Annotated in this window: 28 protein-coding genes; 19 read left to right on the top strand and 9 right to left on the bottom strand. The window is 55.7% G+C overall.

Annotated elements, in window-relative coordinates:
* Nucleotides 1-528 precede the first annotated feature (528 nt).
* The gene (locus QCD69_RS17805; RefSeq protein WP_253455735.1) at nucleotides 529-684 is read right to left on the bottom strand and encodes a Hok/Gef family protein; all 156 of its coding nucleotides are present in this window, start codon (nucleotides 682-684) and stop codon (nucleotides 529-531) included.
* Nucleotides 685-1,071: 387 nt separating this feature from the next.
* On the opposite strand from QCD69_RS17805, the gene QCD69_RS17800 reads away from it, so the two are divergent.
* The 3 genes from QCD69_RS17800 (at nucleotide 1,072) to QCD69_RS17790 (ending at nucleotide 4,256) form a co-directional block, all read left to right on the top strand.
* Complete coding sequence (locus QCD69_RS17800) at nucleotides 1,072-1,416, top strand: hypothetical protein (protein WP_301252955.1); 345 nt, start codon at nucleotides 1,072-1,074, stop codon at nucleotides 1,414-1,416.
* An 11-nt stretch (nucleotides 1,417-1,427) separates the two neighbouring features.
* Nucleotides 1,428-3,431, top strand: coding sequence for an NADPH-dependent 2,4-dienoyl-CoA reductase (locus QCD69_RS17795; RefSeq protein WP_301252954.1), 2,004 nt, complete (start codon nucleotides 1,428-1,430; stop codon nucleotides 3,429-3,431).
* A 111-nt stretch (nucleotides 3,432-3,542) separates the two neighbouring features.
* Nucleotides 3,543-4,256, top strand: a complete 714-nt coding sequence (locus QCD69_RS17790) for a polyphenol oxidase family protein (RefSeq protein ID WP_301252952.1) — start codon at nucleotides 3,543-3,545, stop codon at nucleotides 4,254-4,256.
* Here QCD69_RS17790 and rlmG read toward each other — a convergent pair.
* Both rlmG and QCD69_RS17780 read right to left on the bottom strand, forming a co-directional pair.
* On the bottom strand, nucleotides 4,253-5,380 hold the full coding sequence (gene rlmG / locus QCD69_RS17785) for a 23S rRNA (guanine(1835)-N(2))-methyltransferase RlmG (protein WP_301252951.1): 1,128 nt from the start codon (nucleotides 5,378-5,380) through the stop codon (nucleotides 4,253-4,255). The two genes, QCD69_RS17790 and rlmG, sit on opposite strands and share 4 nt — an antisense overlap.
* A gap of 195 nt (nucleotides 5,381-5,575) precedes the next feature.
* The gene (locus QCD69_RS17780; RefSeq protein WP_301252949.1) at nucleotides 5,576-6,091 is read right to left on the bottom strand and encodes a thioredoxin family protein; all 516 of its coding nucleotides are present in this window, start codon (nucleotides 6,089-6,091) and stop codon (nucleotides 5,576-5,578) included.
* A gap of 146 nt (nucleotides 6,092-6,237) precedes the next feature.
* On the opposite strand from QCD69_RS17780, the gene QCD69_RS17775 reads away from it, so the two are divergent.
* Entirely contained in the window at nucleotides 6,238-6,738 is a 501-nt protein-coding gene (locus tag QCD69_RS17775; protein ID WP_253455745.1) for a M48 metallopeptidase family protein, read from the top strand.
* Nucleotides 6,739-6,783: 45 nt separating this feature from the next.
* On the opposite strand, the gene QCD69_RS17770 is transcribed toward QCD69_RS17775, so the two are convergent.
* A complete protein-coding gene (locus tag QCD69_RS17770; protein ID WP_301252947.1) occupies nucleotides 6,784-8,475 on the bottom strand; it encodes a chloride channel protein in 1,692 nt (563 codons plus the stop codon).
* A 166-nt stretch (nucleotides 8,476-8,641) separates the two neighbouring features.
* Between QCD69_RS17770 and QCD69_RS17765 the strand changes: the two genes are divergently transcribed.
* From QCD69_RS17765 to sstT, 3 genes are all read left to right on the top strand, one after another.
* A complete protein-coding gene (locus QCD69_RS17765) occupies nucleotides 8,642-9,631 on the top strand; it encodes a Gfo/Idh/MocA family protein (protein ID WP_301252945.1) in 990 nt (329 codons plus the stop codon).
* Nucleotides 9,632-9,875: 244 nt separating this feature from the next.
* Entirely contained in the window at nucleotides 9,876-10,844 is a 969-nt protein-coding gene (locus QCD69_RS17760) for a TerC family protein (RefSeq protein ID WP_301252943.1), read from the top strand.
* A 177-nt stretch (nucleotides 10,845-11,021) separates the two neighbouring features.
* Nucleotides 11,022-12,260: a serine/threonine transporter SstT gene (sstT, locus tag QCD69_RS17755; RefSeq protein WP_253455753.1), complete on the top strand. Its 1,239-nt coding sequence runs from the start codon at nucleotides 11,022-11,024 to the stop codon at nucleotides 12,258-12,260.
* A gap of 99 nt (nucleotides 12,261-12,359) precedes the next feature.
* On the opposite strand, the gene QCD69_RS17750 is transcribed toward sstT, so the two are convergent.
* Both QCD69_RS17750 and uxaC read right to left on the bottom strand, forming a co-directional pair.
* Entirely contained in the window at nucleotides 12,360-13,850 is a 1,491-nt protein-coding gene (locus tag QCD69_RS17750; protein WP_301252941.1) for a UxaA family hydrolase, read from the bottom strand.
* 179 nt (nucleotides 13,851-14,029) lie between these two features.
* Nucleotides 14,030-15,439 (bottom strand): glucuronate isomerase, encoded by a 1,410-nt coding sequence (gene uxaC, locus QCD69_RS17745; protein ID WP_301252940.1) that lies wholly within the window; start codon nucleotides 15,437-15,439, stop codon nucleotides 14,030-14,032.
* A 351-nt stretch (nucleotides 15,440-15,790) separates the two neighbouring features.
* Between uxaC and QCD69_RS17740 the strand changes: the two genes are divergently transcribed.
* The 9 genes from QCD69_RS17740 (at nucleotide 15,791) to QCD69_RS17700 (ending at nucleotide 21,451) form a co-directional block, all read left to right on the top strand.
* Nucleotides 15,791-17,092, top strand: coding sequence for an MFS transporter (locus tag QCD69_RS17740; protein ID WP_253455761.1), 1,302 nt, complete (start codon nucleotides 15,791-15,793; stop codon nucleotides 17,090-17,092).
* 67 nt (nucleotides 17,093-17,159) lie between these two features.
* Nucleotides 17,160-17,936: a transcriptional regulator ExuR gene (gene exuR / locus QCD69_RS17735; protein WP_301252938.1), complete on the top strand. Its 777-nt coding sequence runs from the start codon at nucleotides 17,160-17,162 to the stop codon at nucleotides 17,934-17,936.
* A gap of 304 nt (nucleotides 17,937-18,240) precedes the next feature.
* Nucleotides 18,241-18,915: a DedA family protein gene (locus QCD69_RS17730; RefSeq protein ID WP_253455768.1), complete on the top strand. Its 675-nt coding sequence runs from the start codon at nucleotides 18,241-18,243 to the stop codon at nucleotides 18,913-18,915.
* Nucleotides 18,912-19,286 (top strand): EnvZ/OmpR regulon moderator MzrA, encoded by a 375-nt coding sequence (gene mzrA, locus QCD69_RS17725; RefSeq protein WP_253455772.1) that lies wholly within the window; start codon nucleotides 18,912-18,914, stop codon nucleotides 19,284-19,286. The genes QCD69_RS17730 and mzrA overlap by 4 nt, the downstream gene beginning before the upstream one ends.
* 165 nt (nucleotides 19,287-19,451) lie before the next feature.
* On the top strand, nucleotides 19,452-19,826 hold the full coding sequence (locus QCD69_RS17720; protein WP_148101255.1) for a DUF1090 domain-containing protein: 375 nt from the start codon (nucleotides 19,452-19,454) through the stop codon (nucleotides 19,824-19,826).
* Nucleotides 19,827-19,867: 41 nt separating this feature from the next.
* A complete protein-coding gene (locus QCD69_RS17715) occupies nucleotides 19,868-20,173 on the top strand; it encodes a DUF883 family protein (RefSeq protein ID WP_125290365.1) in 306 nt (101 codons plus the stop codon).
* Nucleotides 20,174-20,175: 2 nt separating this feature from the next.
* Nucleotides 20,176-20,568: a phage holin family protein gene (locus QCD69_RS17710; protein ID WP_125290364.1), complete on the top strand. Its 393-nt coding sequence runs from the start codon at nucleotides 20,176-20,178 to the stop codon at nucleotides 20,566-20,568.
* On the top strand, nucleotides 20,568-20,849 hold the full coding sequence (locus QCD69_RS17705) for a YqjK-like family protein (protein ID WP_253455775.1): 282 nt from the start codon (nucleotides 20,568-20,570) through the stop codon (nucleotides 20,847-20,849). The genes QCD69_RS17710 and QCD69_RS17705 overlap by 1 nt, the downstream gene beginning before the upstream one ends.
* Before the next feature lie 209 nt (nucleotides 20,850-21,058).
* Nucleotides 21,059-21,451 carry a DoxX family protein gene (locus QCD69_RS17700; RefSeq protein WP_125290362.1) on the top strand — a complete coding sequence of 131 codons (393 nt, stop codon included), beginning with the start codon at nucleotides 21,059-21,061 and terminating at the stop codon, nucleotides 21,449-21,451.
* Nucleotides 21,452-21,611: 160 nt separating this feature from the next.
* Here QCD69_RS17700 and QCD69_RS17695 read toward each other — a convergent pair whose 3' ends face one another.
* Nucleotides 21,612-21,899 carry a hypothetical protein gene (locus tag QCD69_RS17695; protein WP_301252936.1) on the bottom strand — a complete coding sequence of 96 codons (288 nt, stop codon included), beginning with the start codon at nucleotides 21,897-21,899 and terminating at the stop codon, nucleotides 21,612-21,614.
* Nucleotides 21,900-22,227: 328 nt separating this feature from the next.
* On the opposite strand from QCD69_RS17695, the gene QCD69_RS17690 reads away from it, so the two are divergent.
* Nucleotides 22,228-23,214, top strand: a complete 987-nt coding sequence (locus QCD69_RS17690) for a glutathione S-transferase family protein (RefSeq protein WP_301252935.1) — start codon at nucleotides 22,228-22,230, stop codon at nucleotides 23,212-23,214.
* A gap of 6 nt (nucleotides 23,215-23,220) precedes the next feature.
* Here the strand turns inward: QCD69_RS17690 and QCD69_RS17685 are convergent, their stop codons facing one another.
* Nucleotides 23,221-24,135 carry a LysR family transcriptional regulator gene (locus QCD69_RS17685; RefSeq protein ID WP_301252934.1) on the bottom strand — a complete coding sequence of 305 codons (915 nt, stop codon included), beginning with the start codon at nucleotides 24,133-24,135 and terminating at the stop codon, nucleotides 23,221-23,223.
* A 128-nt stretch (nucleotides 24,136-24,263) separates the two neighbouring features.
* Between QCD69_RS17685 and QCD69_RS17680 the strand changes: the two genes are divergently transcribed.
* Nucleotides 24,264-24,968, top strand: coding sequence for a pirin family protein (locus QCD69_RS17680; protein ID WP_301252933.1), 705 nt, complete (start codon nucleotides 24,264-24,266; stop codon nucleotides 24,966-24,968).
* Nucleotides 24,969-25,015: 47 nt separating this feature from the next.
* On the opposite strand, the gene QCD69_RS17675 is transcribed toward QCD69_RS17680, so the two are convergent.
* Nucleotides 25,016-25,243 (bottom strand): hypothetical protein, encoded by a 228-nt coding sequence (locus tag QCD69_RS17675; RefSeq protein ID WP_253455785.1) that lies wholly within the window; start codon nucleotides 25,241-25,243, stop codon nucleotides 25,016-25,018.
* 148 nt (nucleotides 25,244-25,391) lie between these two features.
* Between QCD69_RS17675 and QCD69_RS17670 the strand changes: the two genes are divergently transcribed.
* A complete protein-coding gene (locus QCD69_RS17670) occupies nucleotides 25,392-25,748 on the top strand; it encodes a hypothetical protein (RefSeq protein ID WP_301252931.1) in 357 nt (118 codons plus the stop codon).
* The last annotated feature ends 202 nt before the right edge of the window (nucleotides 25,749-25,950 follow it).

The following is a 25,950-nucleotide window of genomic DNA, read 5'->3' as shown; positions in this document are numbered from 1 at the left end:
CCGCATATGGCTTTAGTGCCGTAAAAAAACTCTCTTTGCAGCAGTGGTATAACGAGATGCTGATGGCAATCAGGCAACCTGACACACATCCCTCTCCCTGACTCCCTTCTCCGTTGCTTTTCAGCGGGTAAAAGGCTACCTTCATGTTGTTGTGACATAAGGGTTGGCCTCACTTTGATAACTTCGGGTGGGGCCTTTCTCTTTCTGTCCTTTGCTATGCCCGGGACCGAAAGATCCAGAGCACCCGCCGCGCAGTTTACCCCTTTCCCTTTGTTATCCCACCGGCAAAGCGCAGAGTTGCGTGACAGCTCGGCAATTCCTGCAACGGCGTCAACGGATCGCATTCCCGATCGTGGGGTCGATCAAAAAATACCGTACTGACCGTTAAAACAGAGCCGCCACAAATATAATCCGCAAGTCCATTTATCAATATTTATGGCCCTAAAAAAAAGAGTAACGTACAAAAAGAAGGGTGCTCGTGGATCATGCCGCAACAGGCGGCGGGACTACGCCCGCCGCCGGGTCGCCTTACCTTCCGGATTCGTAAGCCAGGCTGGCGACAACCTCCGTTCCTCCCTGTCTGATATGCAGTTCACACAGCGAGCCGCGCGTTATCCATGTAAATATCAGTACCGTTACACAGAAGATGAGCAGGCTCAAAAAGAGTAACTTTGCTGCCTTCATTGGCTTCCTTCTCCGTTGCTTTTCAGCGGGTAAAAGGCTACCTTTATGTTGTTGGACATAAGGGTTGGCCTCACTTTGATAATATCGGGTGGGGCCTTTCTCTTTCTGTCCCTTGCCATGCCCGGGACCGAAAGATCCAGAGCACCCGCCGCGCAGTTTACCCCTTTTCCCTTGTTATCCCACCGGCAAAACGCAGAGTTGCGTGACGGCTCGGCAATTCCTGCAACGGCGTCCGGGGAGCCAACACTCAGCTGTGGGGTCAATCAAATAACAGCGATCCGAACGTTATAAAAAGGTCCGCTATAAAATGTAAAATTTTAGTTTTTAATAATATGCACTTGGTACGAAAAGAAGGATGAAAGTACCTGAAGGTTAAAAGCTTCAGCGATGATGGCGAAACGGCTGAGTTCAGCCTCCACCGAATCTACCGAATCTACCGATTCCGTTAACTCTAACGACCGCACCAAAGCCATCAATTCCAACGACTCCACCAAGTCCAGCGACCATACCAAATCTATCAAGTCCACCAAGTCCACCAAGTCCACCAAGTCCACCAAGTCCACCAAGTCCAACGACTACACCAATTCCAGCAACGCCACTCATTCCAACGACTACACCAGGTCCACCCACTTCCGTTTTATCCAATTAGCCGGGCATACATCACAATTTTATCTGCACCGCTTTCGGAAACAGGGCGCCGCCGCTACAGTGGAACTCATCCGACCACTTTGACGATCGCAACTATGAGCCGCTCACTTTTTTCGCCTCTGGATTTAGGGTTCACGCAGTTAAAAAACCGTGTGCTGATGGGATCGATGCATACCGGGCTGGAGGAGCATCCCGACGGCCCGCGCCGCCTGGCCGCTTTTTATGCGGAACGCGCGGCCGCAGGCGTAGCGCTGATTGTTACCGGCGGGATTTCTCCCTCGGCGGAAGGCGTGGTCACGGCTGGCGCTTCCGTCCTCAACCATCCTGACCAGCTTGCGCACCACCGCGTAGTCACCGAAGCCGTGCATCAGGCCGGCGGCAAGATTGCGCTGCAGATTTTACATGCTGGTCGTTACAGCTATCAGCCAGGCCTGGTTGCGCCGTCCGCATTACAGGCGCCCATCAATCCCTTTAAGCCAGCCGTGCTGAGTCATGAGAGCATCCTGACGCTTATCGCTGATTTTGCGCGCTGTGCCGCACTGGCGAAACAGGCAGGCTACGACGGCGTGGAAATCATGGGTTCAGAAGGCTACCTGATTAACCAATTTCTGGCTGCCAGAACCAATCAGCGCGACGACGAATGGGGCGGCGACGAGCAGCGGCGCATGCGGTTCGCGCTGGAAATCGTGCGGGCGGTTCGTCAGGCGGTCGGCGAGGCGTTTATCATTATCTATCGCCTGTCGATGCTCGACCTGGTGGAACAGGGCAACACGCTACCGCAGACGGTGCGGCTGGCACAAGCCATAGAAAAAGCGGGCGCGACGCTGATTAATACCGGCATAGGCTGGCACGAGGCGCGCATTCCCACTATTGCCACCTCCGTTCCGCGCGGCGCTTTCGGCTGGGTGACAAAGCAGCTGAAGCAGCACCTGACCGTGCCGCTGATTACCACTAACCGCATCAATCATCCGGACGTGGCGCAGGCTTTGCTGGATGAAGGCTGCGCCGATATGGTGTCGATGGCGCGTCCTTTCCTGGCCGATGCGGCCTTTGTACGTAAGGCGCAGGAAGGCCGCAGCGATGAAATCAATACCTGCATCGGCTGCAACCAGGCGTGCCTGGATCAGATATTTGCAGGCAAGCTGACCTCCTGCCTCGTTAATCCGCGTGCCTGCCACGAAACCGAAATGGCGATCGCGCCCGCGGCAAAGCCGCAAAACCTGGCCGTAGTCGGCGCCGGGCCGGCCGGACTGGCTTTTGCGGTAAATGCTGCCGCACGAGGACATCGCGTCACGCTGTTCGATCGGGCAGCCGTTATCGGTGGTCAGTTTACGCTTGCCAGGCAAATTCCGGGCAAAGAGGAGTTCAGCGAGACGCTACGCTATTACACGCGCCAGCTGATGCTGAATAACGTTACGCTGCGGCTTAATCATGCCGTCACGGCAGAAGATCTGGCCGGATATGACCAGGTGGTGCTGGCAACCGGCGTATTGCCGCGCACGCCGGAAATCCCCGGTATCGACCATCCCAGCGTGCTGAGCTATCTGGCGGTGCTGCGCGATAAAAAACCGGTGGGCAAGCGCGTGGCGATTATCGGTGCGGGCGGTATTGGTTTTGATATTGCCGAGTATCTGACCCAGCACGGCGAGCCAACCAGTCAGAACATCGCCGCTTTCTGTCAGGAATGGGGCATTGACCGCACGCTGCAACAGCCTGGTGGCCTGACAACGCCGCAGCCGCCGCAGAGCGAGCGCCAAATCTGGCTGCTTCAGCGCAGGCCAGGCAAACCCGGCGCCAGCCTTGGCAAAACCACCGGCTGGATCCATCGCGCCAGCCTACAGATGCGTCAGGTCAAGATGTGGGGCGACGTGCAGTATCTGAAAATTGACGATGACGGCCTGCATATTCTGCATCAGGGCGAGCCGGTTCTGCTGGCGGTGGATAACGTGGTGATCTGCGCGGGCCAGCAGTCCGATCGTCGTCTGGCGGAAGCGCTGGGCGACCGTCCGGTGCACATTATCGGCGGCGCGGATCGCGCGTTAGAGCTGGATGCACGGCGCGCTATCGCCCAGGGCACGCGGCTGGCATTAACGATTTAGCCACACCAGCGCGGCGAAGCTTTTCCCGGCGGCGGCAACAAAAGTTATCCGCCGTTCACATCGCCAGGTTAAGCTATCAGGACTCAGGACATCCGTTAAAAAGGTCGCCCGATGCCGCACGCTTACCATTCCACCCTGCTCTCTTCTCTTGCCTGGCTCGATCATGCTTTTCAGCCCGCTGGCGAGCCGCCGCCGCCGGAAAGCATCATGAATCGTCAGCGCCACACGGCTAATGTCCTGCTGAGCAGCGAAGCGCTGCCGGTGAAAAGCCACGAGGCCGACGGCCTGATTGCCACAGATTTGTACCCCGTTGCGGTCTATACCGCCGACTGCCTGCCGGTGCTGATCGCCGACGTGCGGCAGAAGCAGGTCGCCGCCGTTCATGCCGGGCTGAACGGCGCGCTAAAAGGCGTGCTCATTCAGGCTATCCATCGGCTTTGCGAGCGCGGTGCAACGCCGGACAGCCTGTATCTTGCCGTTGGCCCGTCGATTGGGCCGTGCTGTTATGAACTGGGCGAGGATCGCATCGCGGCTATGCGTCAGGAAAACCCGCACGACCTGCGGCCGTTGCTGGCGTACTCCACGCGGCAATATCGCAATCCGCAGGCGGTAAGAGCGCAGGCGATTGGCACCACGCAGGGCGTCTGGTTCGATCTGCCGCTGCTGGCGAAACGCATGGCGATGCGCGCAGGCGTGCCGGAAGCGCAAATCGAGCTGAGCGGCATCTGCACCTATTGTATGGCGGAAGAACAGGCGAGCTATCGCCGCAACGGCCATTTTCAGCATGGCTATCAGCAGCGATATGCCTGGATCAGGCGGCGTTAACGCAGTTTTACCGAACGCAGGATCACAAACTTTTGGTTAGAGGCGACGGTGGTGCAGTTGCCGAACAGCTTCTTCATTTTGCGATAGTAGTCGAGATGACGGTTGCCGACGATGCGCAGCTCGCCGCCGTATTGCAGACAGCGGCGCGCATCGCGGAACATCTGCCAGGCAATATGATCGGTCAGCGTGTTCTGCTGATGGAAAGGCGGATTGCAAAGCACCGCATGCAGGCGATCGGAAGGGAAACCGGCCAGCGAGTTATTGACCGCAAAGTGGCTGCGCGCCATGTCCTGCGGGCGGTTAACCTCCACGTTCATCCGGCTGCTGGCAACCGCCATCCAGGATTCATCAACGAAATGCACTTCCGCCGTGGGATTCTGCTCCAGCGCCATCAGGCCGATCACGCCGTTGCCGCAGCCCAGATCGACAATTTCACCGTCGATATTATCCGGCAGATGCGCCATAAAGAAACGCGCGCCGACGTCCAGCCCGCTGCGGGCAAACACGTTGGCGTGGTTATGAATGTGGTAAGGCGTGCCGTCCAGCGGCCAGCTGTAGGTTTCCGCGCCTGCGGCCAGTTCCGGCAGCGCTGGCGTACAGTAGATCAGCCGCGCTTTTTTTACCGCCAGCGACGTGGTGGTTTTCCCCAGCACGCGCTCGAACAGCTGTAGCGTCGAGGTATGAATATCTTTTGCTTTACCCGCCGCGATAACCTGCGTTTCCGGCGTTACCACATGGCGCAGCGCGCGCAGCTGTTGCTCCAGCAGCGCAAGGGATTTAGGGATTTTTATCAGCACGCGGCCCGGGCTGGCGGGCAGCGCGGCCAGGCTGTCCAGGAAATGCACGTCGCCTTCGTCCATGCCGTTTTCCAGCAGGTTCTGCCGCGTCGCCTGCTGGCTGATCCACGAGTCGCTGATGCTAAAAAGTTCTTCGCCCACCAGCGCACAGGCCAGCGCGCCAAAGGTGTCGTTAAAGATCAGCGTCGTGCCGTTGGCAGGCTTGTCCGCAACCTGTTGCAGCAAATATTCATCGGCGGCGTCCCACGCCTGTAACGGGCTTTCTTCACGCATCTGGGGAAAACGGTGCAGCGTCAGCGTGCGGTGGCTCAGTTCGAATTGGCTCATGGGATCTCCGGCTGGATAAAAATTCCCGCGAGTTATCCCCTAAAATGCGCCGACAGTAAATGTTTTTCTTGTTCAGGCGAGAGTTGCGACCGCTGTCACCTTTTCTTCTTTTGTCGCCGCCGTGCCGCGCTGACTTTGTTATCGCCTGAAATTGCTGATTTTTTCCTGACGGATCCGCGCTGCCTGCGGCTGCCGTCAGCTGCGGGTTGCCTGATGCTGATGAATAATAGCGAGAATGTCCTCAATGGTTGCGTTTAACAGCCGACCTTCCCGATAGGCCTGTAGCTCGGCTTCACCGCCGTGGATCGCTTTTTCCGGTCTTTCCACAAAAGTGCCGATCGGCTCAAACTTCTCATCCAGCACCACGGTAAAAGGGATCCGCACCTTATCCAGCGCCAGCGCGGGCAGCAGCGTACGTTCCGCCCGGCTTTTGCTGATAATCGCCTGGGAGATGGTCGGCTGTAGCTCGCTGATAAACTGCATCGCGGTCACGTTGCGCTGGCAGTCCGGACACCACAATTCCGCTGCGGTCAGCAGATAATAAGCGCCGCGCACCTGTTTTACCTGCTCCTTCAGCTCGCTGGAAACATACTCTTCCGAGTTCAGCTTCGCGCGCGCCTCTTTGACGGCGGCAATTTCGCCAGCCAGGCCGGTTTTGGCAAAAGCCTCAAAGCCCGCGCCCGCGCTGAACAGCTCTCTGTAATCAATCATGATGACTCCGAATCATTCACTAAACCGACAGTATGCGAAAAGGTCTTAAGGCTTGCAACGTCACGCGCCGTCGACGCAAAGATCCCCCGGCGCGGCGTCCGCATGATAAAATCCGGCTTTCGACCATTATTTATGTGGGAGCGCCTGTGTCTTTACTCTATTTACAAGGTTATCCGGAGTCATTGCTGACTCAGGTGCAGCAGCTAATCGATCAGCAGCGGCTGGGCGAAGTACTGCAAAAACGCTATCCCGACACGCACGCCATCACCAGCGACAAAGCGTTATATGACTACGCGCTGACGCTGAAAAACCAGGCCCTGCGTAACGCGCCGCCGCTGAATAAAGTGATTTACGACAGCAAAATCAAGGTAATGAAACACGCGCTGGGGCTGCACACCGCCATTTCCCGCGTGCAGGGCGGCAAGCTAAAGGCGAAGGCGGAAATCCGCGTGGCGACCATTTTTAAACAGGCGCCGGAGGCATTTTTACGCATGATCGTGGTACACGAGCTGGCGCACATTAAAGAGAAAGATCATAACAAGGCGTTTTATCAGCTTTGCTGCCATATGGAGCCGCAGTATCACCAGCTGGAATTTGATACGCGCCTGTGGCTGACCGAACAGGCGCTGCGCGGCAGAGAAAGCTAGCGCCGCCGCGACGTGCCTCCGTGCTCGCCGCGACCTGCTGTCGCATTATAAAAAGTCCTTCGCTTTCTGGATCAGGCTGGTTTTGGTAAGCGCGCCCAGAAACTTGCGCTCGACGGGATTATTCAGCACCGGCAGACGCTCCAGCGTCACCCTGGCGAAGGCTTCCCAACCTTCCGTAATGGTTTGATTCTCAAAAATATAAGGGAAATTCTCGTCCGTTACGCAGCTTATCGGCGAGTTCAGCGTAATCTCCTTATCCAGCACCTTGCGCGAAATATCGTGGATCGACACCGCGCCCATAAACTGACCGGTTTCGTTAATCACATAGACGAAACGTTCGCGCTTCAGCGAGCTCACCGCCAGCGCCTTGCCGACGGGATCCTGCGGCTGTAGCGCCGCGCCGGAAACGATAAACTGCGAGATAATGCCGTTGTCAAAATCGAACTTGGCGTCCGAACGGCTGAAATGGCGCTGAATAACCGGATAGGTGCTGCTGGATTGCAGACGGTACACCACCATAAAAGCCAGCACGCAGGCGATCATGGTTGGAAACAGCAGGCTGCTGTTTAGCGTCATTTCCAGCACCATCAGCATCGCCATCAGCGGCGCCTGGCTGACCGAGGCCAGCACCGCGCCCATCCCCACAGCGGCGAAAATGACGACGTTATCCACCGGCAGCCCGGCCAGCGCGGCCAGGCTGGCAACCACCACGCCCAACAGCGCGCCGGTCAGCAGCGATGGCGTAAACAGCCCGCCGACAGCGTTGGAGCCAACCGAAATAGCCGTGGCCAGCATCTTTAACAGCAGCAGCGCAATCAGCCCTTTTAGCATAAAGCTGCCGGCCATGATCTCCACAATCACCTCATAGCCGTTGCCGAGCACCTTAGTGCTGCCGATAGCCAGCACGCCCACCATCACGCCGCCCAGCCCCAGCCGCAGCGGCAGGCTTTTAACGCGGCTAAAGCGCTTACGGCTCTGCGCGATCAGCCAAATCAGCGTCCAGCCGGCCAGGCCCGCCAGCAGGCCAATCAGCACCGTCAGCAGCATGTTTTCCGGCGTCAGCGCAAACTGCGCGTGGGCAAAAGGGTAGATGGCGGAACGATAGCCCAGCGCGGACATGGTCAGCACGGCCACGCCAGCCGAGATAATCAGCGGGATCAGCCGCTGTAAGGCGGAAATACCGAACGCGATTTCCGCCACAAAGATAGCCGAGGCAAGCGGCGCATGATAAACGGAAGAGAGCCCGGCTGCCGCGGCCATCGCCACGACGTCCGTATTCTTCAGCGGCAGATTTTTGAAGCAGAAGCGTCCCATCAGGCTGCCTACCAGCGCCGAAAGCTGCACCATCGGCCCCTCTTTACCAATGGACGCGCCGCTGCTGATGCTGGCGATGGAAGAGAGCGCGCGAAACAGCGAGGTTTTGGTCGGCACCGCGTCCAGCCTGGCGTTGATCACTTCCAGATAATCGGTGCGAACCGTCGCTTTCTGTTCAATAGCGGTGGCGTAGCGCAGAAAAAATCCGGCCAGTACCCCGCCGCCGCCGACAATCAGCGGCCACGTATACCAGGGCCAGACGCCGATAGCCTGGGTCACATCCTGACGGCTGCCGAACATCAGCAGATTGATGCCTTCTATCAGCAAGCGGAAACCCAGCGTCACCAGCGAAGCCGCCAGCCCCACAGGAATAGCGACCAGCAGGCTGGTCCAGTTAAGTGCATGTTTACTGCCTGTGGACATGAATTTTTTGACCTCGCCGCCGTTAACCTGCTCTTATCGTGAGAGAGGCAGCGTTAAAAATCAAATAGTCAGCGCGCCCGCCGCGCTTTTTTGCCTGCTACGCTGGTAGATAAGGTTACGGCGCGCACGGCGCCCGGCTCAATGAATCAACCGTTCGGGAAAAATTATGATCCGCTTCGCTGTTATTGGAACCAACTGGATTACGCGTCAGTTTGTCGACGCCGCGCACGAAACCGGCAAAATGAAGCTTACCGCCATTTATTCACGCACGCTGGAGCAGGCTCAGGCCTTCAGCCGCGACTATCCCGTTGAGCATTTTTTTACCTCTCTCGATCGGCTGGCGCAGTCGGAGGCGGTAGACGCCGTTTATATCGCCAGCCCTAACGCGCTGCACTGTCAGCAGGCGCTGCTGTTTTTACAGCACAAGAAGCACGTGATTTGCGAGAAGCCGCTTGCCTCTAACCTTCGCGAAGCGGAAGCGATGATCGCCTGCGCGCGCGCTAATCAGGTGGTGCTGTTCGAAGCGTTTAAAACGGCCAGCCTGCCGAACTTTCACATTTTGCGCCAGGCGCTGCCGAAGGTCGGCAAGCTGCGCAAGGCGCTGTTTAGCTACTGCCAGTATTCATCACGCTATCAGCGCTATCTGGAGGGAGAGAACCCGAATACGTTTAATCCGGCCTGGTCAAACGGCTCGATAATGGATATCGGCTACTACTGCCTGGCAGCGGCGGTCAGCCTGTGGGGCGAGCCGGCGCGCGTGGTCGCCACGGCTTCGCTGCTGGAGAGCGGCGTCGACGCCCACGGTACGGTGGTTATGAGCTACGACGGTTTCGACGTGACGCTGCTGCACTCCAAAGTCAGCCAGTCCGATCTGCCCGGCGAAATCCAGGGCGAAGCGGGATCGTTGGTTATCGGGCAGCTGGCCGACTGCCAGCAGATCCATTTCATACCGCGCGGCGCGAAGCCGCAGGATCTTAGCCAGCCTCAGCACATCAACACGTTACTGTACGAAGCGGAAACCTTTGTCCGGCTGGTGGAGGAACACGCTGTAGACCATCCGGGCCTGACCGTGACGCGCATCACGGCGGCGCTACTGACGGAGATCCGTCGTCAGACCGGCGTGGTTTTTCCTGCCGATGCGCTGGCCGTCGTGTAAATATTGCTAAATATTTCTGCGTAAGATTGACCAATGTGCTCGCGGCCACTATCTTCACTGCTGCAAAGGGGAGTAACTTCTTCGTCGGTCAATCGTCATTACGGTGCGTAAGCGCCCGGTTGCCGGGCAGTCAGCAAGCTGACTGTAAGTGAGACCTTGCCGGAAGGCGAGGTTTGCTCACAGCAAAAATAGTGTGGCTGACGTCTTCCGATGTTGGCCATTTTATTTTTGACAGGAAAAAACTATGAATACTGTAGGCACGCCGTTACTTTGGGGCAGCTTTGCTGTCGTGGTGGTGATTATGCTGGCCATCGATCTGCTGATGCAGGGGCGGCGCGGCGCGCAAACCATGTCGATGAAGCAGGCCGCCTTCTGGTCGCTGGTCTGGATTAGCCTCTCGCTGCTGTTCGCCGCCGGGCTGTGGTGGTATCTGAAAGAAACCGTCGGGCCGCAGATCGCCCATACGCAATCCCTCGCCTTTCTGACCGGTTACGTGCTGGAAAAAGCGCTGGCCGTCGATAACGTTTTCGTCTGGCTGATGCTGTTCAGCTACTTCTCCGTTCCTGCTGCGCTTCAGCGCCGCGTGCTGATCTACGGCGTGCTGGGCGCCATCGTGCTGCGTACCATCATGATTTTCGCCGGCAGCTGGCTGGTGTCGGAATTCAGCTGGATCCTCTACCTGTTCGGCGCGTTTCTGCTGTTTACCGGCGTCAAAATGGCGATGGCAGGCGGCGATGAAGGCGCGGTAGGCGATAAGCCGGTGGTGCGCTGGCTGCGTGGCCATCTGCGCATGACCGATAACCTGGAAGGCGAAAAGTTCTTTGTGCGCCGCAACGGCCTGCTCTACGCCACGCCGCTGCTGCTGGTGCTGGTTATGGTCGAGCTGAGCGACGTTATTTTCGCCGTGGACAGCATTCCGGCTATTTTTGCCGTTACTACCGATCCCTTTATCGTCCTGACCTCTAACCTGTTCGCTATTCTTGGCCTGCGCGCGATGTACTTCCTGCTGGCTAACGTGGCGGAACGCTTCTCTATGCTGAAATATGGTCTGGCGATCGTGCTGATTTTTATCGGTATCAAGATGCTGATCGTCGATTTCTATCATATTCCGGTGGCGGTTTCGTTGAGCATCGTCGGCGGTATCCTGGCCATTACGCTGCTGATTAACGCTCTGGTTAACCGCCGCAACGATCGTTTAGCGCTGCGGAAATAACTTTTACCCTGACGTAACAGCCAGGCCCGACAGCAGAATATTCCGCCGCCGTCGGGCCACTTTTCGCTTCCCCTGCCAACACATTTCCTTATACTGCCTGCGCAAACACACCGATGCCGTCAGTTCAGCGCACACGACGCTGAGGCGCATTCCATCACTTTTACAGCTGGTTTTTATATGAGTAATGAAAAGAATCGTCCCGGCCTGTTGCAGCGTCTGATGCAGGCAGGCCTGGTTACGCAGATCTTGATCGGTCTGGTCGCTGGCGTGGCGCTGGCGTGGTTTTCCAAAGAGAGCGCGCTTTCCGTCAGCCTGTTCGGCTCGCTGTTTGTCAGCGCGCTGAAAGCCGTAGCGCCGCTGCTGGTCATGGTGCTGGTGATCTCCTCTATCGCCAACCACAAGCAGGGCCAGAAAACCTCTATCCGCCCTATCGTGATACTGTATCTGCTGAGCACGTTTTTTGCCGCCGTGCTGGCTGTGGCGTTCAGCCATTTGCTGCCGCAGACGCTGACGCTGAGCGCCGCCAATAATGAAATCACGCCGCCGTCCGGTATCCTGGCCGTCTTAAACGGCCTGCTGATGAGCATGGTTTCCAACCCGATCGACGCGCTGATGCATGCCAACTATATCGGCATCCTGGTGTGGGCGATTGGCCTGGGCTTCGCTTTCCGCCACAGCAGCGACACCACGCGCGCTTTCCTGAATGATGCCTCCGACGCCGTGACTTACCTGGTGCGTATTGTGATCCGCTTCGCTCCTGTCGGTATTTTCGGCCTTGTAGCGTCGATTCTGGCCTCTACCGGCTTTTCGGCGCTGTGGCAGTACGCGCATCTGCTTGCCCTGCTGCTGGGCTGTATGCTGCTGATGGCGCTGGTTATCAACCCCATCCTGGTCTACTGGAAGATCCGCCGTAATCCTTACCCGCTGGTCTTTACCTGCCTGCGGGAAAGCGGCGTCACCGCCTTCTTTACCCGCAGTTCGGCGGCCAATATCCCGGTAAATATGGCGCTGGCGAAGAAGCTTAATCTGGATGAAGACACCTATTCCGTCTCGATCCCCGTGGGCGCCAATATCAGTATGGCGGGCGCGTCCATCACCATTACCGTGCTGACGCTGGCGGCGGTGAATACGCTGGGCATCCATGTAGATATCGGCACCTCGATCCTGCTTAGCCTTGTGGCCTCCATCTGCGCCTGCGGCGCGTCCGGCGTGGCGGGCGGTTCGCTGCTGCTGATCCCCGTCGCCTGCAATATGTTCGGCATCCCTAACGATGTGGCGATGCAGGTGGTAGCCGTAGGCTTTATTATCGGCGTTCTGCAGGACTCCGCCGAAACGGCGCTGAATTCTTCCGCCGATATTCTGTTTACCGCCGCGGCCTGCATGGCCGAAGAGCGTCGGGTGGAACAAAAAGCTTAACCGGCGGCGCCGTCAAAAGATGGCGCCCTGCTCAGCGAGAAATCCTGCCCTGCCGAACGGGTGGGGTTTCTCGCCCTGTCGCGCAGCGTTACGCGCCCGCTATAAAGTCACCCCGCTTTTAAAAATCGCCAGCTCGCGAAAATCATTCAGCTCGTTTCTGGTCTGACGGCCGCAGGCGATTTCCACCAGCAGATCGATAAATTTTTCCAGTAGCGTCGTCATCTCCACGCCCTGAAGCAAAGGCCCGGCATCAAAATCGATCCAGTGCGGTTTCTTCGCCGCCAGTTCGCTGTTGGTCGCCAGCTTAACGGTGGGCACAAAGCCGCCGTAGGGCGTGCCCCTGCCGGTACTGAACAGCACCATATGACAGCCCGCCGCCGCCAGCGCGCTGGTCGCCACGGCATCATTGCCCGGCGCGCTGAGTAAATTCAGCCCCGGCTTGCGTACGCGCTCGCCATATTTCAGCACGTCCACCACCTGGCTCCGACCCGCTTTCTGCGTGCAGCCCAGCGACTTTTCCTCCAGGGTAGTGATGCCGCCCGCTTTGTTGCCCGGCGAAGGGTTTTCAAAAACGGGCTGATGGTGCTGCAGGAAATAACGCTTGAAATCGTTAATCATATCGACAGTTTTGCGAAAGGTTGCTTCGTCCCGACAGCGGTTCATCAGGGTCTGTTCGGCGCCAAACATTTCAGGCACTTCCGTCAGCACGGTGGTGCCGCCGTTGGCTATCACCTCGTCTGAGAAACGCCCCAGCAAGGGGTTAGCGGTAATGCCGGAAAGGCCATCCGAGCCGCCGCATTCCAGGCCAAACGTCAGCTCGCTTAGCCGTCCAGCCTCGCGGCGATCGTTGCGCATCGCTTTATACAGGCGACGCAGTTGAGCCAGCCCGGCTTCCACTTCATCATCGTGCTGCTGTAGCGTCATAAAGCCGACGCGATCGGCATCCACTTCGCCCAGCGTCTCGCGAAAAGCATCGATCTGATTGTTTTCGCAGCCCAAACCTATCACCAGTACCGCGCCGGCATTTGGATGGTGCACCATATTTTGCAGCAGGGTGCGCGTATTGAGATGGTCTTCTCCCAGCTGCGAGCAGCCATACGGATGGGTGAAGAGGAAAACGCCGTCAATATCTGTCGCGCCCTCGCTTTCTGCCATAAAGCGGGCCACCATTTGCTTTGCTATACCGTTGACGCAGCCAACCGTTGGCAGGAGCCAGAGTTCGTTACGAATGGCGGGCCTGCCGTCACGGCGGCGGTAAATCTGCACTTCGCGATCGCCAGCCGGTTTTGGCAGCGTGACGAAATCCGGCCGATAGCGATAGGCATTCACGTCCCCAAGATTGGTACAGAGGTTATGAGAATGGACCCCTTCCCCTGCGGCGATCGCCTGGGTGGCACGTCCAACAGGCAGGCCATATTTTATAACCGGCTCATCCACAGCCAGCGGCACAAGGGCGAACTTGTGCCCACGCGCGACAGGCTGTTGCAACACGATTACGTGCCGGTTTGCTTCCAGCGCCTCGCCTTCCGCCAGGTCAGCCAGCGCGACGGCGACGTTATCTTCAGGATCGATCCGGATGTAACGCTGCATAATGTTTTCCTCAGCTAAGCGGGGCTGGCGTATGCCCTTGCTGATAAGTCGTGGCACAAATACCGTTACCCTTGCGGTCAGTCCCGGTACGGCATTGCGCTCCTTTCCCGGTATTGCGTTTCGCCCGGGGCGTTTTCTGTCCGTACTGGTAGCGGAGCCGCAACGGTTCAGGACGGCGGTTACAGCTCAACGGCAAAATAGTCGCGCGCATTGTTAAAACAGATGTTTTCCACCATTTTGCCCAGCAGATTGAGATCGGCCGGTGCTTCGCCGTTATCCACCCAGCCACCGATGGTTTCACACAGCAGCCGACGGAAATATTCATGCCGCGTGTAGGAGAGAAAGCTGCGGCTGTCGGTTAACATGCCAACGAAACGGCTGAGCATGCCCATTTGCGCCAGCTGCGTCAGCTGTCGCGTCATGCCGTCTTTCTGATCGTTGAACCACCACGCGGAACCGAACTGCATTTTCCCCGGCGCTCCTTCGCCCTGAAAATTGCCGGCCATCGTGGCGATAACTTCGTTATCCCGTGGGTTCAGGCAGTAGAGAATGGTTTTTGGCAGCGCATCCTTTCGGTGCTGGGCATCCAGCAAACGCGCCAGCGGTACGGCGATCGGAGCGTCGTTAACAGAGTCATAGCCCACGTCCGGCCCCAGCCGCGCAAACTGACGACTGTTGGCGTTACGCAATGCGCCGATATGATACTGCTGAACCCAGCCGCGCTGAGCGTACTGCGCGCCAAGCCATACCAGCACCGCCGTTTTAAATTGCGCAATCTCCAGCTCGTTCGGGCTTTTTCCGGCAAGACGCCGCGCCAGGATGCCGTCCAGCGTGGCTTCGTCCGCATCGGCATACAGCACAATATCCAGCGCATGGTCGGCAATTTTACAGCCGTGAGCGGCAAAATGGTCAAGCCGGCGGCTGAGTGCCTGGCGGAGATCGTCGAAGCGGACAATATCCGTATCGCTAACCGCAGCCAGTTTTTGCAGATAGTCACAGAAGCCGCCAGCCTCCAGATTGAGCGCTTTATCAGGACGCCAGCCTGGCAATATTTTGACAGCGAAACTGGCATCTTCAGCGAGCAGGCGATGGTAGCGCAGGTCGTCGACCGGATCGTCGGTCGTGCCCGCCATTTTCACATTCATCTGCTGCATGATACCGCGGGCGCTGAACGCATCCTGTGCCAACAGCGCGTTGCACCGCGACCATATTTCTTCCGCCGTTTCCGACGACAGCAGCGTGTCCGTAATGCCAAAAGGTCGACGCAGCTCAAGATGCGTCCAGTGGTAAAGAGGATTGCCAATGGTATCGGGCACCGTGCTGGCCCAGGCGGCAAACTTCTCACGATCGCTGCCGTTACCGGTAATCAGCGCTTCCGGTACGCCATTCGCCCGCATCGCTCGCCATTTGTAATGATCGCCTTTTAGCCAGATGTCATACAGATTTTTGAATCGATAATCCTCGGCAATCTGCTGCGGCGGCAGATGGCAGTGATAGTCAAAAATGGGCTGCCCGGCTGCAAACTCATGGTACAAGCGGCGCGCAAACTCTCCCGACAGCAAAAAATCTTCCTGCATAAATCCCGACATACCCTTCTCCTGTGGTCAATATCCTTTGCTGCAAAGTTATCATACCAATTATTGAGATACGGCGTAATTTTGTGCAATCCCGATCACAAAAATGCCATTTACGCCTGACGGCGTTGCCGTGGTAAAAAATAAGGCATTGATTAATAAAATATTAAAAAAACATTAGCCGTCTGGGCTGCAATTGTGACGTTTCTCTCCTTTAGAATCTGTATGACAAGTTATTGTTGCGGCATTCAGCCTCCTGACAGTACGGCGGTTGGAGAGTTAACGTGCGGGTGCCAACCAGCAAGCCGTCCCGCGTTGAAAAGGAAGCCATAAATCAATAGGGATTAGAAAAAGCGGGAGAATTTTATGCGTAAAATCAAAGGACTGCGTTGGTATATGATAGGTTTGGTCACGCTGGGCACCGTGCTGGGCTACCTGACACGCAATACGATTGCCGTTGCCGCGCCTACGCTGGAATCACAGCTGCATATCACGACCCAGCAGTACTCCTATATCGTCGCCGCCTATTCGGCCTGCTATACCGTGATGCAACCCGTCGCGGGTTATATCCTTGACGTGCTGGGAACGAAAGTGGGTTACGCTCTGTTTGCCATTCTTTGGGCGATTTTTTGCGGAGCCACGGCGTTGGCCAATAGCTGGACGGGACTGGCGCTGGCTCGTGCCGCCGTAGGCGCGGCAGAGGCAGCGATGATCCCCGCCGGATTAAAAGCCAGCAGCGAATGGTTTCCGGCCAAAGAACGATCTATCGCGGTAGGCTATTTTAATGTCGGCTCGTCCATTGGCGCCATGCTGGCACCGCCTCTGGTTGTCTGGGCTATCGTGGCGCACAGCTGGCAGATGGCCTTTATTGTTACCGCCATCCTTAGCTTTATCTGGGCGTTATGCTGGCTGATTTTTTATCAGCATCCAAAAGATCATAAAAAACTGCATGAAACCGAGCGTCGGTACATTCTTTCAGGCCAGGAAGCGCACCATCAGGTCAGCAATGCGACCAAAATGAGCGCCTGGCAAATTGTTCGCAGCAGGCAATTCTGGGGGATCGCGCTACCGCGCTTTCTGGCTGAGCCCGCATGGGGAACGTTCAACGCCTGGATCCCCCTGTTTATGTTTCGGGCCTACGGCTTCAATCTGAAAGAAATTGCGCTGTTCGCCTGGATGCCGATGCTGTTCGCCGATCTTGGTTGCATCATCGGTGGCTATCTACCGCCGCTGTTCCAGCGCTGGTTCGGTGTCAATCTTATCGTCTCGCGTAAGCTGGTGGTTACTATGGGCGCGCTCCTGATGATTGCTCCCGGCACCATTGGCTTATTTAGCAGTCCCTACACCGCGATTGCCCTGCTTTGCGTAGGCGGCTTTGCTCATCAGGCGCTGTCGGGCGCGTTAATAACCCTTTCCTCCGATGTGTTTGGCCGCAATGAAGTGGCGACCGCCAATGGCCTGACGGGGATGGCGGCCTGGAGCGCCAGCACGCTGTTTGCGTTGATCGTCGGCGCCCTGGCGGACACGCTGGGATTCAGTCCGCTGTTCGCCGTGCTGGCGCTGATGGATGTGCTTGGCGCAGTAGCTATCTGGACATTATTAAGCAACCAACCCGCAGTCGATCAGAAGCAGCAGAGCGTCAGGTCGGCCGGGGCCGCCGCGCGCTAGTCCGGGTTTCTCCCGCCCGGCGGAAGTGGTATAACAAATTCCATCATTGTGCGGCAGGAGAAAGATTATGGTGTTGGCCGAATCCCGACGTCTTTACCAGCAGCTCGCTGCGGAATTTAAACGTCGTCTGGAGGAAGGGGTTTATGCCGTTGGCGAGAAATTACCGGCTGAACGCTTTATTGCAGAAGAAATGGGCGTCAGCCGCACTGTGGTGCGTGAAGCGATCATCATGCTGGAAGTAGAAGGATACGTTGAGGTACGCAAAGGCTCAGGTATCCATGTGATCTCACAACACCAGAGAAACAGCGTCGTTCCGGACGAACAGTCAGAATTTGCCAGCTTTGGCCCGTTTGAACTGCTACAGGCTCGCCAGCTGATTGAAAGCAATGTGGCAGAGTTTGCCGCCACTCAGGTAACCCGGCAGGATATTCAGCAGTTAATGGAAATCCAGCAGCAGGCCAGAAAAGAAGATCGCTTCCGTGATTCAGAATGGGATTTAAAATTCCATGTGCAGATTGCCCGCGCCACGCAAAACGGCGCGCTGGCCGCTATTGTAGAAAAAATGTGGCTGCACCGTTTGCACAACCCCTACTGGCTGAAACTGCATGAACACATTGACGACAGCGCTATGGAAAGCTGGTGTGACGATCACGATCGCATACTTAACGCCTTGATGCGTAAAGATCCGGCCGGCAGCAAGCTGGCCATGTGGCAGCACCTTGAACATACCCGCCAGATGCTGTTTAAAGCCACTTCAGACGATTTTGAACCCAGCATCGATCGTTACATGTTTACTGAAAATCCCGTTGTCGCCATCAAAGGCATCTCTGTGACCGATAAGTAAGGGTTTTGCCGCCGCCAGGCGGCGAAATTATTGCAGTTAACCCTCTAATTATGTCAGCCTGTGTAAAACTCCTTTGCACCTCCTGATTGCGCCTGTACAACAACGGTAATGCTGGCTTTGCCCAGGCTTATCAGACCGCATTCATAACGATTTGACGGCCCGGCGTATCAAGCCCGACAGGCCGTTTATTTTCACCTTTGTTTCTTTTTTTCGTGTTAAGACCAGGTTCCGCACGCATACTAACTACAACCATTTGTGATGAACTTTGCCGGAACATGGCGAAAATGCTATTCAGGGACACTTTATGGATATTTTAAAAGCGCTGGTCCATGCCCTCTGGCACCAGGATTATGTCATGCTGGCCGATCCCTCCTTGGTCTGGGCAATCTATTTAGTGCTGTTTATGATCTTATTTCTGGAAAATGGCCTGCTTCCTGCCGCTTTCCTGCCGGGCGACAGCCTGCTGATCCTGGTCGGCGTGCTGATTGCCAAAGGCACGATGAATTTTCCGCTTACGCTGCTGGTATTGACTACCGCCGCCAGCCTGGGCTGCTGGGTAGGCTATATTCAGGGGCGCTGGCTGGGCAATACGGCCACGGTGCAGCGCTGGCTCGCCCATCTACCCGCGCAGTATCATCAGCGCGCGCACGCTTTGTTCCATCGCCACGGGCTTTCGGCCCTGTTGATCGGCCGCTTTATCGCTTTTGTCCGCACGCTGCTGCCGACCATTGCCGGGCTGTCGGGCTTAAACAACGCGCGCTTTCAGTTCTTCAACTGGGTGAGCGGGCTGCTTTGGGTACTGATCCTGACGGTGCTGGGCTTTGCGCTGGGCAGAACGCCTCTTTTTCAGCGGTATGAAGATCAGCTGATGGCTTGCCTGATGATGCTGCCGCTGATTTTATTGGTTGTCGGCCTGTTTGGGTCGCTTTATGTTTTATGGAAAAAGAAACGCACTATGAATGAGAAAGGAAACTCATGATGAAAAATTACGCTTCCCGCAAACGAATACTGGGCCTGGTGGCGCTGGCATCGGTTGCGCTGACAATGATTGCGCTTTTGCCTGCCCTGTTTGGCGGTGAAACGGCGCTGCAAATTCGGGCCTCTCGCCAGGGTATTACGGTGCCAGACGGCTTCTATGTCTATCAGCGGCTGAACGCGGAAGGCATCCATATTAAAAGCATCACGCCGGATAAAAACACGCTGGTGATTAAATTTGATTCACAGGAGCAAAGTACCGCCGCCGAGAAAGTACTGCGCCGCCTGCTGCCGGAAGGCTTTGATATCGCTCAGCTCGAACAATCTTCTGAGTGGCTCAGCCGCATCAGCCCGCATAAGCAGAGCATCGGCTAAGAAACGTGCCCGGCAGTGCCACTTCCGGGCCTCTATCCTTAAGAATCTTCTCTCTTTTTGAGCTTTCCGCATTTCCTGACTATGCTTAACTGGCCGGCGTAAGCGGCAAGCATGACAGGATTAACGGGGTTGTATCAGCGAACCCAAACAATGGAAGGTCACTTTATGAAATACCGCACGATCCTTGGCCTCAGCCTTTTATCCCTGACCACTTTCGCTCAGGCGGCAGACTCGCTGTGCCTGCAAAAAGAGCAGGACATTCAGCACGAGATCGATTTAGCCCGTCAGCACGACAACCAGCGCCGCGTTACTGGTCTGGAGCGGGCGTTGACGGAGGCTCGCGCGGGCTGTACGGACGACAAACTGAAGGCGAGCCATCAGGAAAAGATCGATGAGCTGCAGCAGAAAGTGGAAGAGCGGCAAAAAGAGCTGAACCAGGAGAGAGCGGATGGCGATGATAAAGAGAAAATCGCTAAACGTGAACGCAAGCTGGCAGAAGCAAAACGTGAACTGAAGGAAGTCCAGGCCGCCCCTTACTGAGGCAGGCAGGATTCTCATTACTGATTATAAAGGAGTTTGTTATGTCAAAAGATATCACTTCCGATCATCTGCGTGCGGAATTAAAGAATCTGGCGGATACGCTGGAAGAAGTGCTGAGCAACACCACTGACAAATCAAAAAACGAGCTGGACAAGCTGCGTAGCAAAGCACAGAGCGCGCTGAAAGATACCCGCGCACGTTTAGGCGACTCCGGCGATCGCCTCGCCAAAACTTCGCGTGAAGTTGCCGATAATGCGGACGTTTACGTGCGCGAAAATCCATGGACCAGCGTGGGCATCGGCGCCGCTATCGGCGTAGTGCTGGGCGTGCTGCTGACGCGTCGATAACAATGAAAGATTCCCAGCAAAGCCAGGGCCCAGGCAAAGGGGTCATCAACATCGGGCAGCGCCTCGTCACCACTCTGGTCGGGATTGTAGAAACCCGCGTCAGGCTGGCCGTCGTGGAGCTGGAAGAAGAGAAGGCGAACCTGATCCAGCTGTTGATCATGGTCGGGCTGACCATGCTCTTTACCGCTTTTGGCCTGATGAGCCTGATGGTGCTCATTATCTGGGCGGTGGATGCACAGTATCGCCTGATGGCTATCGGCATTACCACGGCGGTGCTTTTTGCATTAGCGCTGTTCTTTGGACTCTGGACGCTGGCCAAATCTCGTCGTTCCACCCTTCTGGGCGCTACCCGTAAAGAACTGAAATCCGATCGTAAGCTACTGGAGAACGATTAATGAGCCGCGAGCGTGACGAGCGTAAGGCCGAACTGCTGCGTCAGATCCAACAGCAGCGGCTCGATCTCAGCATCCAAAAGAAATTCTGGCTGGAAAGTACTGCCCGTTACGATCGCGGCTGGCTAACGCTGCTCAGCCTGAAGCGTTATATTGCGGTCGGCAGCGGCCTGGCGGCTATCTGGTCGGTGCGTAATCCACGCCGTATTACCCGCTGGGCCAAGCGCGGCCTGGGTATCTGGAGTACGGTGCGTATGGTACGCAACTTCCTGCCGGGCCGCTGATGCTTTCTGTTCCTTCTCAGGTTCAGCCTCGCTGAACCTGAATACTCAATTTTTCTGAAGAACTTTGACAGTTTAACTCGCTTACAATCCTCTCTCCTGACGAATATTATCTTCTGCAACGACCGGGAATTAACGCGTATTCAGCGTCACAACCGGGCTTCATGCGGCCAGGAGCTATTCAGGCCAGATAAAATTTATCGGGGATTAACATGAAAAAATTAGAAGATATCGGCTTTCTGGTCGCGCGTATTTTGATGCCTGTCCTGTTTATCGTGGCGGGCTGGGGAAAAATTACTGGTTATGCGGGCACGCAACAGTATATGGAAGCAATGGGCGTACCGGGCTTTTTACTGCCGCTGACCATTTTGCTGGAGTTCGGCGGCGGTCTGGCTATCCTGTTTGGCTTCCTGACGCGCTTTACCGCTATCTCCACCGCTATTTTTACGTTGATTACCGCATTTGTGTTTCACAGTAATTTCAGCGTGGACGGTAACTCTATTAACTTTATGAAAAATATGAGTATCTCTGGTGGTTATCTGCTGCTGTTTATTACCGGCCCTGGCGCATACAGCCTTGACCGCTTAATTAAAAGAAAAAAATAAAAAATGATGAAAGCAGGGCTTTATGCCCTGCTTTCAATAAGCGCCAGCGTATCTGATTAAAAGATTAACCAATTTCTTAACCAGACGACTATAACGTTAATTTTTCTGTATGGTATAAAAATAATACCAGGAGATGTGACTCTCCGAACCAGACCGCTAATTAAGCCGATTTATTTTTGATCTGTGAGATAGCGCTGATGCCAAAATTAACGATACCGACGATGCCGGAACCGATATTCGTAATAGCGCTAATGAAATCCAGTTCCAGAATGCTGCCGATACCGGATCCCAGCGTACCCGCCGCCGAGGTTGCATCCGTTGTCAGGCCGCCAGCAGAGGTGCCCAGATCTACCACGCCTCCAATTGCTGCGCCAATGCTTTTACCTAAATCGGCAAAGAAGCCGGCACCTGAGACGACGTCAACTTCCTGGCTGTTTAATTCACGCATAAAATTCTCCTTTTTTATTAATAACCCCACGCCATAAAACAGGCGAGGAACTATTTTAATGACAGCCAGCAAAAAAAGTCAAATATCTACAGGCCCAAATCAATACAGAATAAAGGCAGCCTTAAAACAGGCATTGTATTAATGGTGAAAACCAGAATGTAATTAGCGCTTTTAATTATAAAGCCGGGGCATTACATCCAGTAAAGTTAAAAAAACCAACCTGATACCCTCTATTTTATCGCATAATTATTTTTAGGAGAAAGTAACGAGCTTTTTTCTGATAACAGGTTATATTCTTTTATTATCATTTAATTATCAGGGAGTTTACATGGGACAGCTTATTGACGGCGTCTGGCACGATAACTGGTACGACACAAAATCCACGGGCGGACGCTTTAAACGTTCTGATTCTGCCTGGCGCAGTTGGGTAACGCCCGACGGCTCTGCCGGCGCAGACGGCAAAGCTGGTTTTCGTGCCGAGGCGGATCGCTATCACCTCTATGTTTCGCTTGCCTGCCCCTGGGCGCATCGAACGCTGTTGATGCGTAAGCTAAAAGGGCTGGAAAAGCTTATTTCCGTGTCGGTAGTCCATCCGCTGATGCTGGAAAACGGCTGGACGTTTGATGAAGATTTTGCGGGCGCGACGGGCGACAGCCTTTATCAGAACGAATTCCTGTATCAACTTTATTTGCACGCTGATAAGGACTATACCGGCCGGGTCACCGTCCCGGTACTTTGGGACAAGCAGCAGCAGACTATCGTCAGTAATGAATCAGCCGATATTTTGCGAATGTTTAACAGCGCATTCGACGCGGCAGGCGCCCGCGCCGGCGATTACTATCCGGCGGACTTACGCGCCAAAATCGATGAGGTGAACGGCTGGGTTTACGACACCGTTAATAACGGCGTCTATAAAGCGGGGTTCGCTACTTCTCAGGCGGCCTATGACGAGGCGGTCACCGCCCTTTTCCAGTCACTGGACAGGCTTGAACAAATGCTGGGGCAGCATCGCTATCTGACCGGCGACCGGCTGACCGAGGCGGACCTGCGTCTGTGGACGACCTTAGTTCGCTTCGATCCGGTTTATGTGACGCATTTCAAATGCGATCGCTATCGTATTGGCGACTATCTGAACCTGAGCGGCTTTTTACGAGAAATTTATCAGCTGCCGGGCATCGCTGAAACGGTCGATCTGGCGCATATCCGCCATCATTATTACCGTAGCCACAAGACGATCAATCCCTACGGCGTTATCTCGACCGGTCCGGCTTTCGACTGGGACGAGCCGCACGGGCGCGATGAACGCTTCCGCTAGCCGGCGTTATCCCCTGAGCGGCGCGTGACGCTTCGCCAGCAGCTTAGGGATCTCCCGCAGGCACCATGATTTGGCTTCGCCCATGCTGTCGCGGCGCCAGGCCATAATGATATCGACCTCTTTGCTGTATTCAGGGCTGACAACACGCAGACGCCCTTCGGCAATATCCTGTTCCACCATCGGGTACGGCATGGACGCCACGCCCAGCCCGGCCAGCAGCGCACGGCGCTTATCTTCGATTGAACTGACGGTCAGCCGCTGCTGCTTATCCAGTAGCTGTACGGTCAGTACCGGGCGCTCGCGCGCCGTATCCGCTACGGCAATACCCCGATATTTCACCCGTGATGGTTCCGATAACGGTTCCGGTTCCTGATGGATAGGATGATCCGGGCTGGCGACGATCACACTCATAATGCTGTACAGTTTGCGGGTGTTGATCTCTGAAGAGGCGCGAAAATGCATATCCGGCGCGATAACGATATCCGCGCGGCCCTGCTCCAGCCTTTCCCAGGCGCCCGCCAGTACTTCCGTCACCAGCGCGATTTGCGTATTGGCTTTTTCGGCAAGTTTATCAATCAAAGGAAAGAGATATTCGCAAGGAACCAGCGCTTCGGTAACGATAGTCAACTGTGTTTCCCAGCCCCGCGCCAGCGCTTCCGCATCGGTGGTCAGCTTATCGGCCGCTTCCAGCAAAATCCGGCCCCGCTCCAGCAGCATGCGTCCTACGTTGGTAAACTTAGTTCGGTGTCCGGAGCGGTCAAACAGCACCACGTCCAGCTCCTCTTCCAGCTTTTGCATGGTGTAGCTGAGCGCTGAAGGGACGCGGCCCAGCTCATCTGCCGCCGCCGCAAAGCTGCCGCGTCGATCGATAGCATCCATTACTCGCAGCGCCTCCAGCGTCAGAGCGCGATCTTTTGCCATAGCGGTTCTCTTTCAGGATTTTTGAATATGGCAAGCAGATTAACTGGCTAACAATCTGGCGTCCAGCGCCTTACTATAGCGGCATAATAAATGACCGACGCGGTTTGCCGGTTAATAAGGAGGAAAATATGATTACCAGTCGCACCGTACAACAGTGTGGTCAAGCCGATTACGGCTGGCTCCAGGCGCGATACACGTTTTCCTTCGGCCACTATTTTGATCCTCAACTGCTGGGCTACGCCTCTTTACGCGTGCTCAATCAGGAAGTGCTGACACCAGGGGCTTCCTTCCAACCCAGAACCTGGCCAAAGGTCGATGTTGTTAATCTGATCCTGCAGGGCGAAGCGGAGTACCGCGACAGCGACGGCAACCATGTCGTGGCGCGCGCGGGCGAAGCTTTGCTGCTGGCTGCCCAACCGGGGATCAGCTACAGCGAGCATAATATCAGTGGCGAGAAGCCATTGACGCGTATGCAGCTTTGGCTGGACGCCTGTCCCGACAGGGAAAACGCGGCGATTCAATGCCTGTCGATCCCGACTAACGCGAGCGCCATACTGCTGGCCTCGCCGGACGGTGCACAACAGAGCCTGCAGCTTCGCCAACAGGCCTGGATTTATCATCTGAGACTGCAACCGGGCGAAGATGTGACGCTGCCGTTACGTGGTTCGCGCGCCTATCTGCAATCAATTCACGGCGGCTTTACCGTGACCGCATCTTCAGCGGATCGGCAGACGCTTGCCTGCGGCGACGGCGCATTTATCGAAAAAGAGCAGAGCGTGACGATAGCGGCAACCACGCCAACGCGCGCGCTGGTGATTGATTTAGCCGAGTAGTCGCCGTTGCCTACTCCTGTAAAACTCGCCAGCGATGCATGACGGGTTTAGCTGCCTGATACGTCAAATAAGCTGATGGGCACGGCGACCCTCTCGCCGATTGACCAGCCTTTTTTGCCTAAAATATGCTGAGGCGTGTTTTCCGGCACGGTAAAAAAGAAGGTGTTGCTCTCTTCTTCTACTTTTCCCTCGTCTAAATCTTCAGGGTCCAGATCCATCTCGTCCAGCTCTTCTTCAGACAGCCCTAAATGGGTGGCCAGTATCGATCTTTTCATCGTTTATCTCCTCAGCGTTAACGCTTACGGTTAAAATTTTCAAAGCGCCGTAGTTATTTTATATCCTCAGGTAAATTTCGTTCGTTAATCGCACGTTGATTTTCTCTGGCCTATTGTCAGAGGTGAGCGATAACACGAGGAGCAGGGAATGAAAAAGCTGGCTGTGATGTTTGTGTTTTTACTGGTTGGCTGTGTCGATTTAGGGCGCGTTGGGACGCATCCTGACATGAAACAGGTCTACCTGAAGGGATATCCACACAACGTTGCCGACTGTCTTTTTGCTGCGGCGCAGAGTCAGCACCTTCGGCTGGGGCGGGACGGTCGCCTGACTCAAGGTATTGAAAAGTATAATCTGACGGACAGAAATTACGACAACGTGGCCTGGATTGAAATTGCGGCAGCAGGCCGTCAGCAATCCAGCGTGACCTTCTATTATGCTAAGGAGCCTGACGTCAGCGCAGCGGTTTCCGCCATGGCGGCGCGCTGCAAAGACTCGCGCTTTTAAGCTTTTGCTTTCACAAAAAGCGTTGTGAACAGGCCGCACCGTAGAAAGCAAAAAACCCGCCGAAGCGGGTTTCTTACTGAAAATGTTGAAGCTGACCGGTAAGCCGCTTTCCTTTCATAAAAAGCGTCGTGGACGGTTCTGCCGTAAAAAGCAAAAAACCCGCCGAAGCGGGTTTCTTACTGAAAATGTTGAAGCTGACCGG

The sequence above is a fragment of the Erwinia sp. PsM31 genome (genome assembly GCF_030433775.1).
Lineage (GTDB): Bacteria > Pseudomonadota > Gammaproteobacteria > Enterobacterales > Enterobacteriaceae > Erwinia > Erwinia aeris.
Note: the sequence above shows the minus strand (reverse complement) of the source record. Positions and strands in the feature narration are given on the sequence as shown.

What these genes read in the sequence shown, in the direction of transcription:
- QCD69_RS17805 (WP_253455735.1), bottom strand. Translation starts at nt 684, where the DNA reads ATGAAGGCAGCAAAGTTACTCTTTTTGAGCCTGCTCATCTTCTGTGTA.
- QCD69_RS17800 (WP_301252955.1), top strand. Translation starts at nt 1,072, where the DNA reads ATGATGGCGAAACGGCTGAGTTCAGCCTCCACCGAATCTACCGAATCT.
- QCD69_RS17795 (WP_301252954.1), top strand. Translation starts at nt 1,428, where the DNA reads ATGAGCCGCTCACTTTTTTCGCCTCTGGATTTAGGGTTCACGCAGTTA.
- QCD69_RS17790 (WP_301252952.1), top strand. Translation starts at nt 3,543, where the DNA reads ATGCCGCACGCTTACCATTCCACCCTGCTCTCTTCTCTTGCCTGGCTC.
- rlmG (WP_301252951.1), bottom strand. Translation starts at nt 5,380, where the DNA reads ATGAGCCAATTCGAACTGAGCCACCGCACGCTGACGCTGCACCGTTTT.
- QCD69_RS17780 (WP_301252949.1), bottom strand. Translation starts at nt 6,091, where the DNA reads ATGATTGATTACAGAGAGCTGTTCAGCGCGGGCGCGGGCTTTGAGGCT.
- QCD69_RS17770 (WP_301252947.1), bottom strand. Translation starts at nt 8,475, where the DNA reads ATGTCCACAGGCAGTAAACATGCACTTAACTGGACCAGCCTGCTGGTC.
- QCD69_RS17765 (WP_301252945.1), top strand. Translation starts at nt 8,642, where the DNA reads ATGATCCGCTTCGCTGTTATTGGAACCAACTGGATTACGCGTCAGTTT.
- QCD69_RS17760 (WP_301252943.1), top strand. Translation starts at nt 9,876, where the DNA reads ATGAATACTGTAGGCACGCCGTTACTTTGGGGCAGCTTTGCTGTCGTG.
- sstT (WP_253455753.1), top strand. Translation starts at nt 11,022, where the DNA reads ATGAGTAATGAAAAGAATCGTCCCGGCCTGTTGCAGCGTCTGATGCAG.
- QCD69_RS17750 (WP_301252941.1), bottom strand. Translation starts at nt 13,850, where the DNA reads ATGCAGCGTTACATCCGGATCGATCCTGAAGATAACGTCGCCGTCGCG.
- uxaC (WP_301252940.1), bottom strand. Translation starts at nt 15,439, where the DNA reads ATGTCGGGATTTATGCAGGAAGATTTTTTGCTGTCGGGAGAGTTTGCG.
- QCD69_RS17740 (WP_253455761.1), top strand. Translation starts at nt 15,791, where the DNA reads ATGCGTAAAATCAAAGGACTGCGTTGGTATATGATAGGTTTGGTCACG.
- exuR (WP_301252938.1), top strand. Translation starts at nt 17,160, where the DNA reads ATGGTGTTGGCCGAATCCCGACGTCTTTACCAGCAGCTCGCTGCGGAA.
- QCD69_RS17730 (WP_253455768.1), top strand. Translation starts at nt 18,241, where the DNA reads ATGGATATTTTAAAAGCGCTGGTCCATGCCCTCTGGCACCAGGATTAT.
- mzrA (WP_253455772.1), top strand. Translation starts at nt 18,912, where the DNA reads ATGATGAAAAATTACGCTTCCCGCAAACGAATACTGGGCCTGGTGGCG.
- QCD69_RS17720 (WP_148101255.1), top strand. Translation starts at nt 19,452, where the DNA reads ATGAAATACCGCACGATCCTTGGCCTCAGCCTTTTATCCCTGACCACT.
- QCD69_RS17715 (WP_125290365.1), top strand. Translation starts at nt 19,868, where the DNA reads ATGTCAAAAGATATCACTTCCGATCATCTGCGTGCGGAATTAAAGAAT.
- QCD69_RS17710 (WP_125290364.1), top strand. Translation starts at nt 20,176, where the DNA reads ATGAAAGATTCCCAGCAAAGCCAGGGCCCAGGCAAAGGGGTCATCAAC.
- QCD69_RS17705 (WP_253455775.1), top strand. Translation starts at nt 20,568, where the DNA reads ATGAGCCGCGAGCGTGACGAGCGTAAGGCCGAACTGCTGCGTCAGATC.
- QCD69_RS17700 (WP_125290362.1), top strand. Translation starts at nt 21,059, where the DNA reads ATGAAAAAATTAGAAGATATCGGCTTTCTGGTCGCGCGTATTTTGATG.
- QCD69_RS17695 (WP_301252936.1), bottom strand. Translation starts at nt 21,899, where the DNA reads ATGCGTGAATTAAACAGCCAGGAAGTTGACGTCGTCTCAGGTGCCGGC.
- QCD69_RS17690 (WP_301252935.1), top strand. Translation starts at nt 22,228, where the DNA reads ATGGGACAGCTTATTGACGGCGTCTGGCACGATAACTGGTACGACACA.
- QCD69_RS17685 (WP_301252934.1), bottom strand. Translation starts at nt 24,135, where the DNA reads ATGGCAAAAGATCGCGCTCTGACGCTGGAGGCGCTGCGAGTAATGGAT.
- QCD69_RS17680 (WP_301252933.1), top strand. Translation starts at nt 24,264, where the DNA reads ATGATTACCAGTCGCACCGTACAACAGTGTGGTCAAGCCGATTACGGC.
- QCD69_RS17675 (WP_253455785.1), bottom strand. Translation starts at nt 25,243, where the DNA reads ATGAAAAGATCGATACTGGCCACCCATTTAGGGCTGTCTGAAGAAGAG.
- QCD69_RS17670 (WP_301252931.1), top strand. Translation starts at nt 25,392, where the DNA reads ATGAAAAAGCTGGCTGTGATGTTTGTGTTTTTACTGGTTGGCTGTGTC.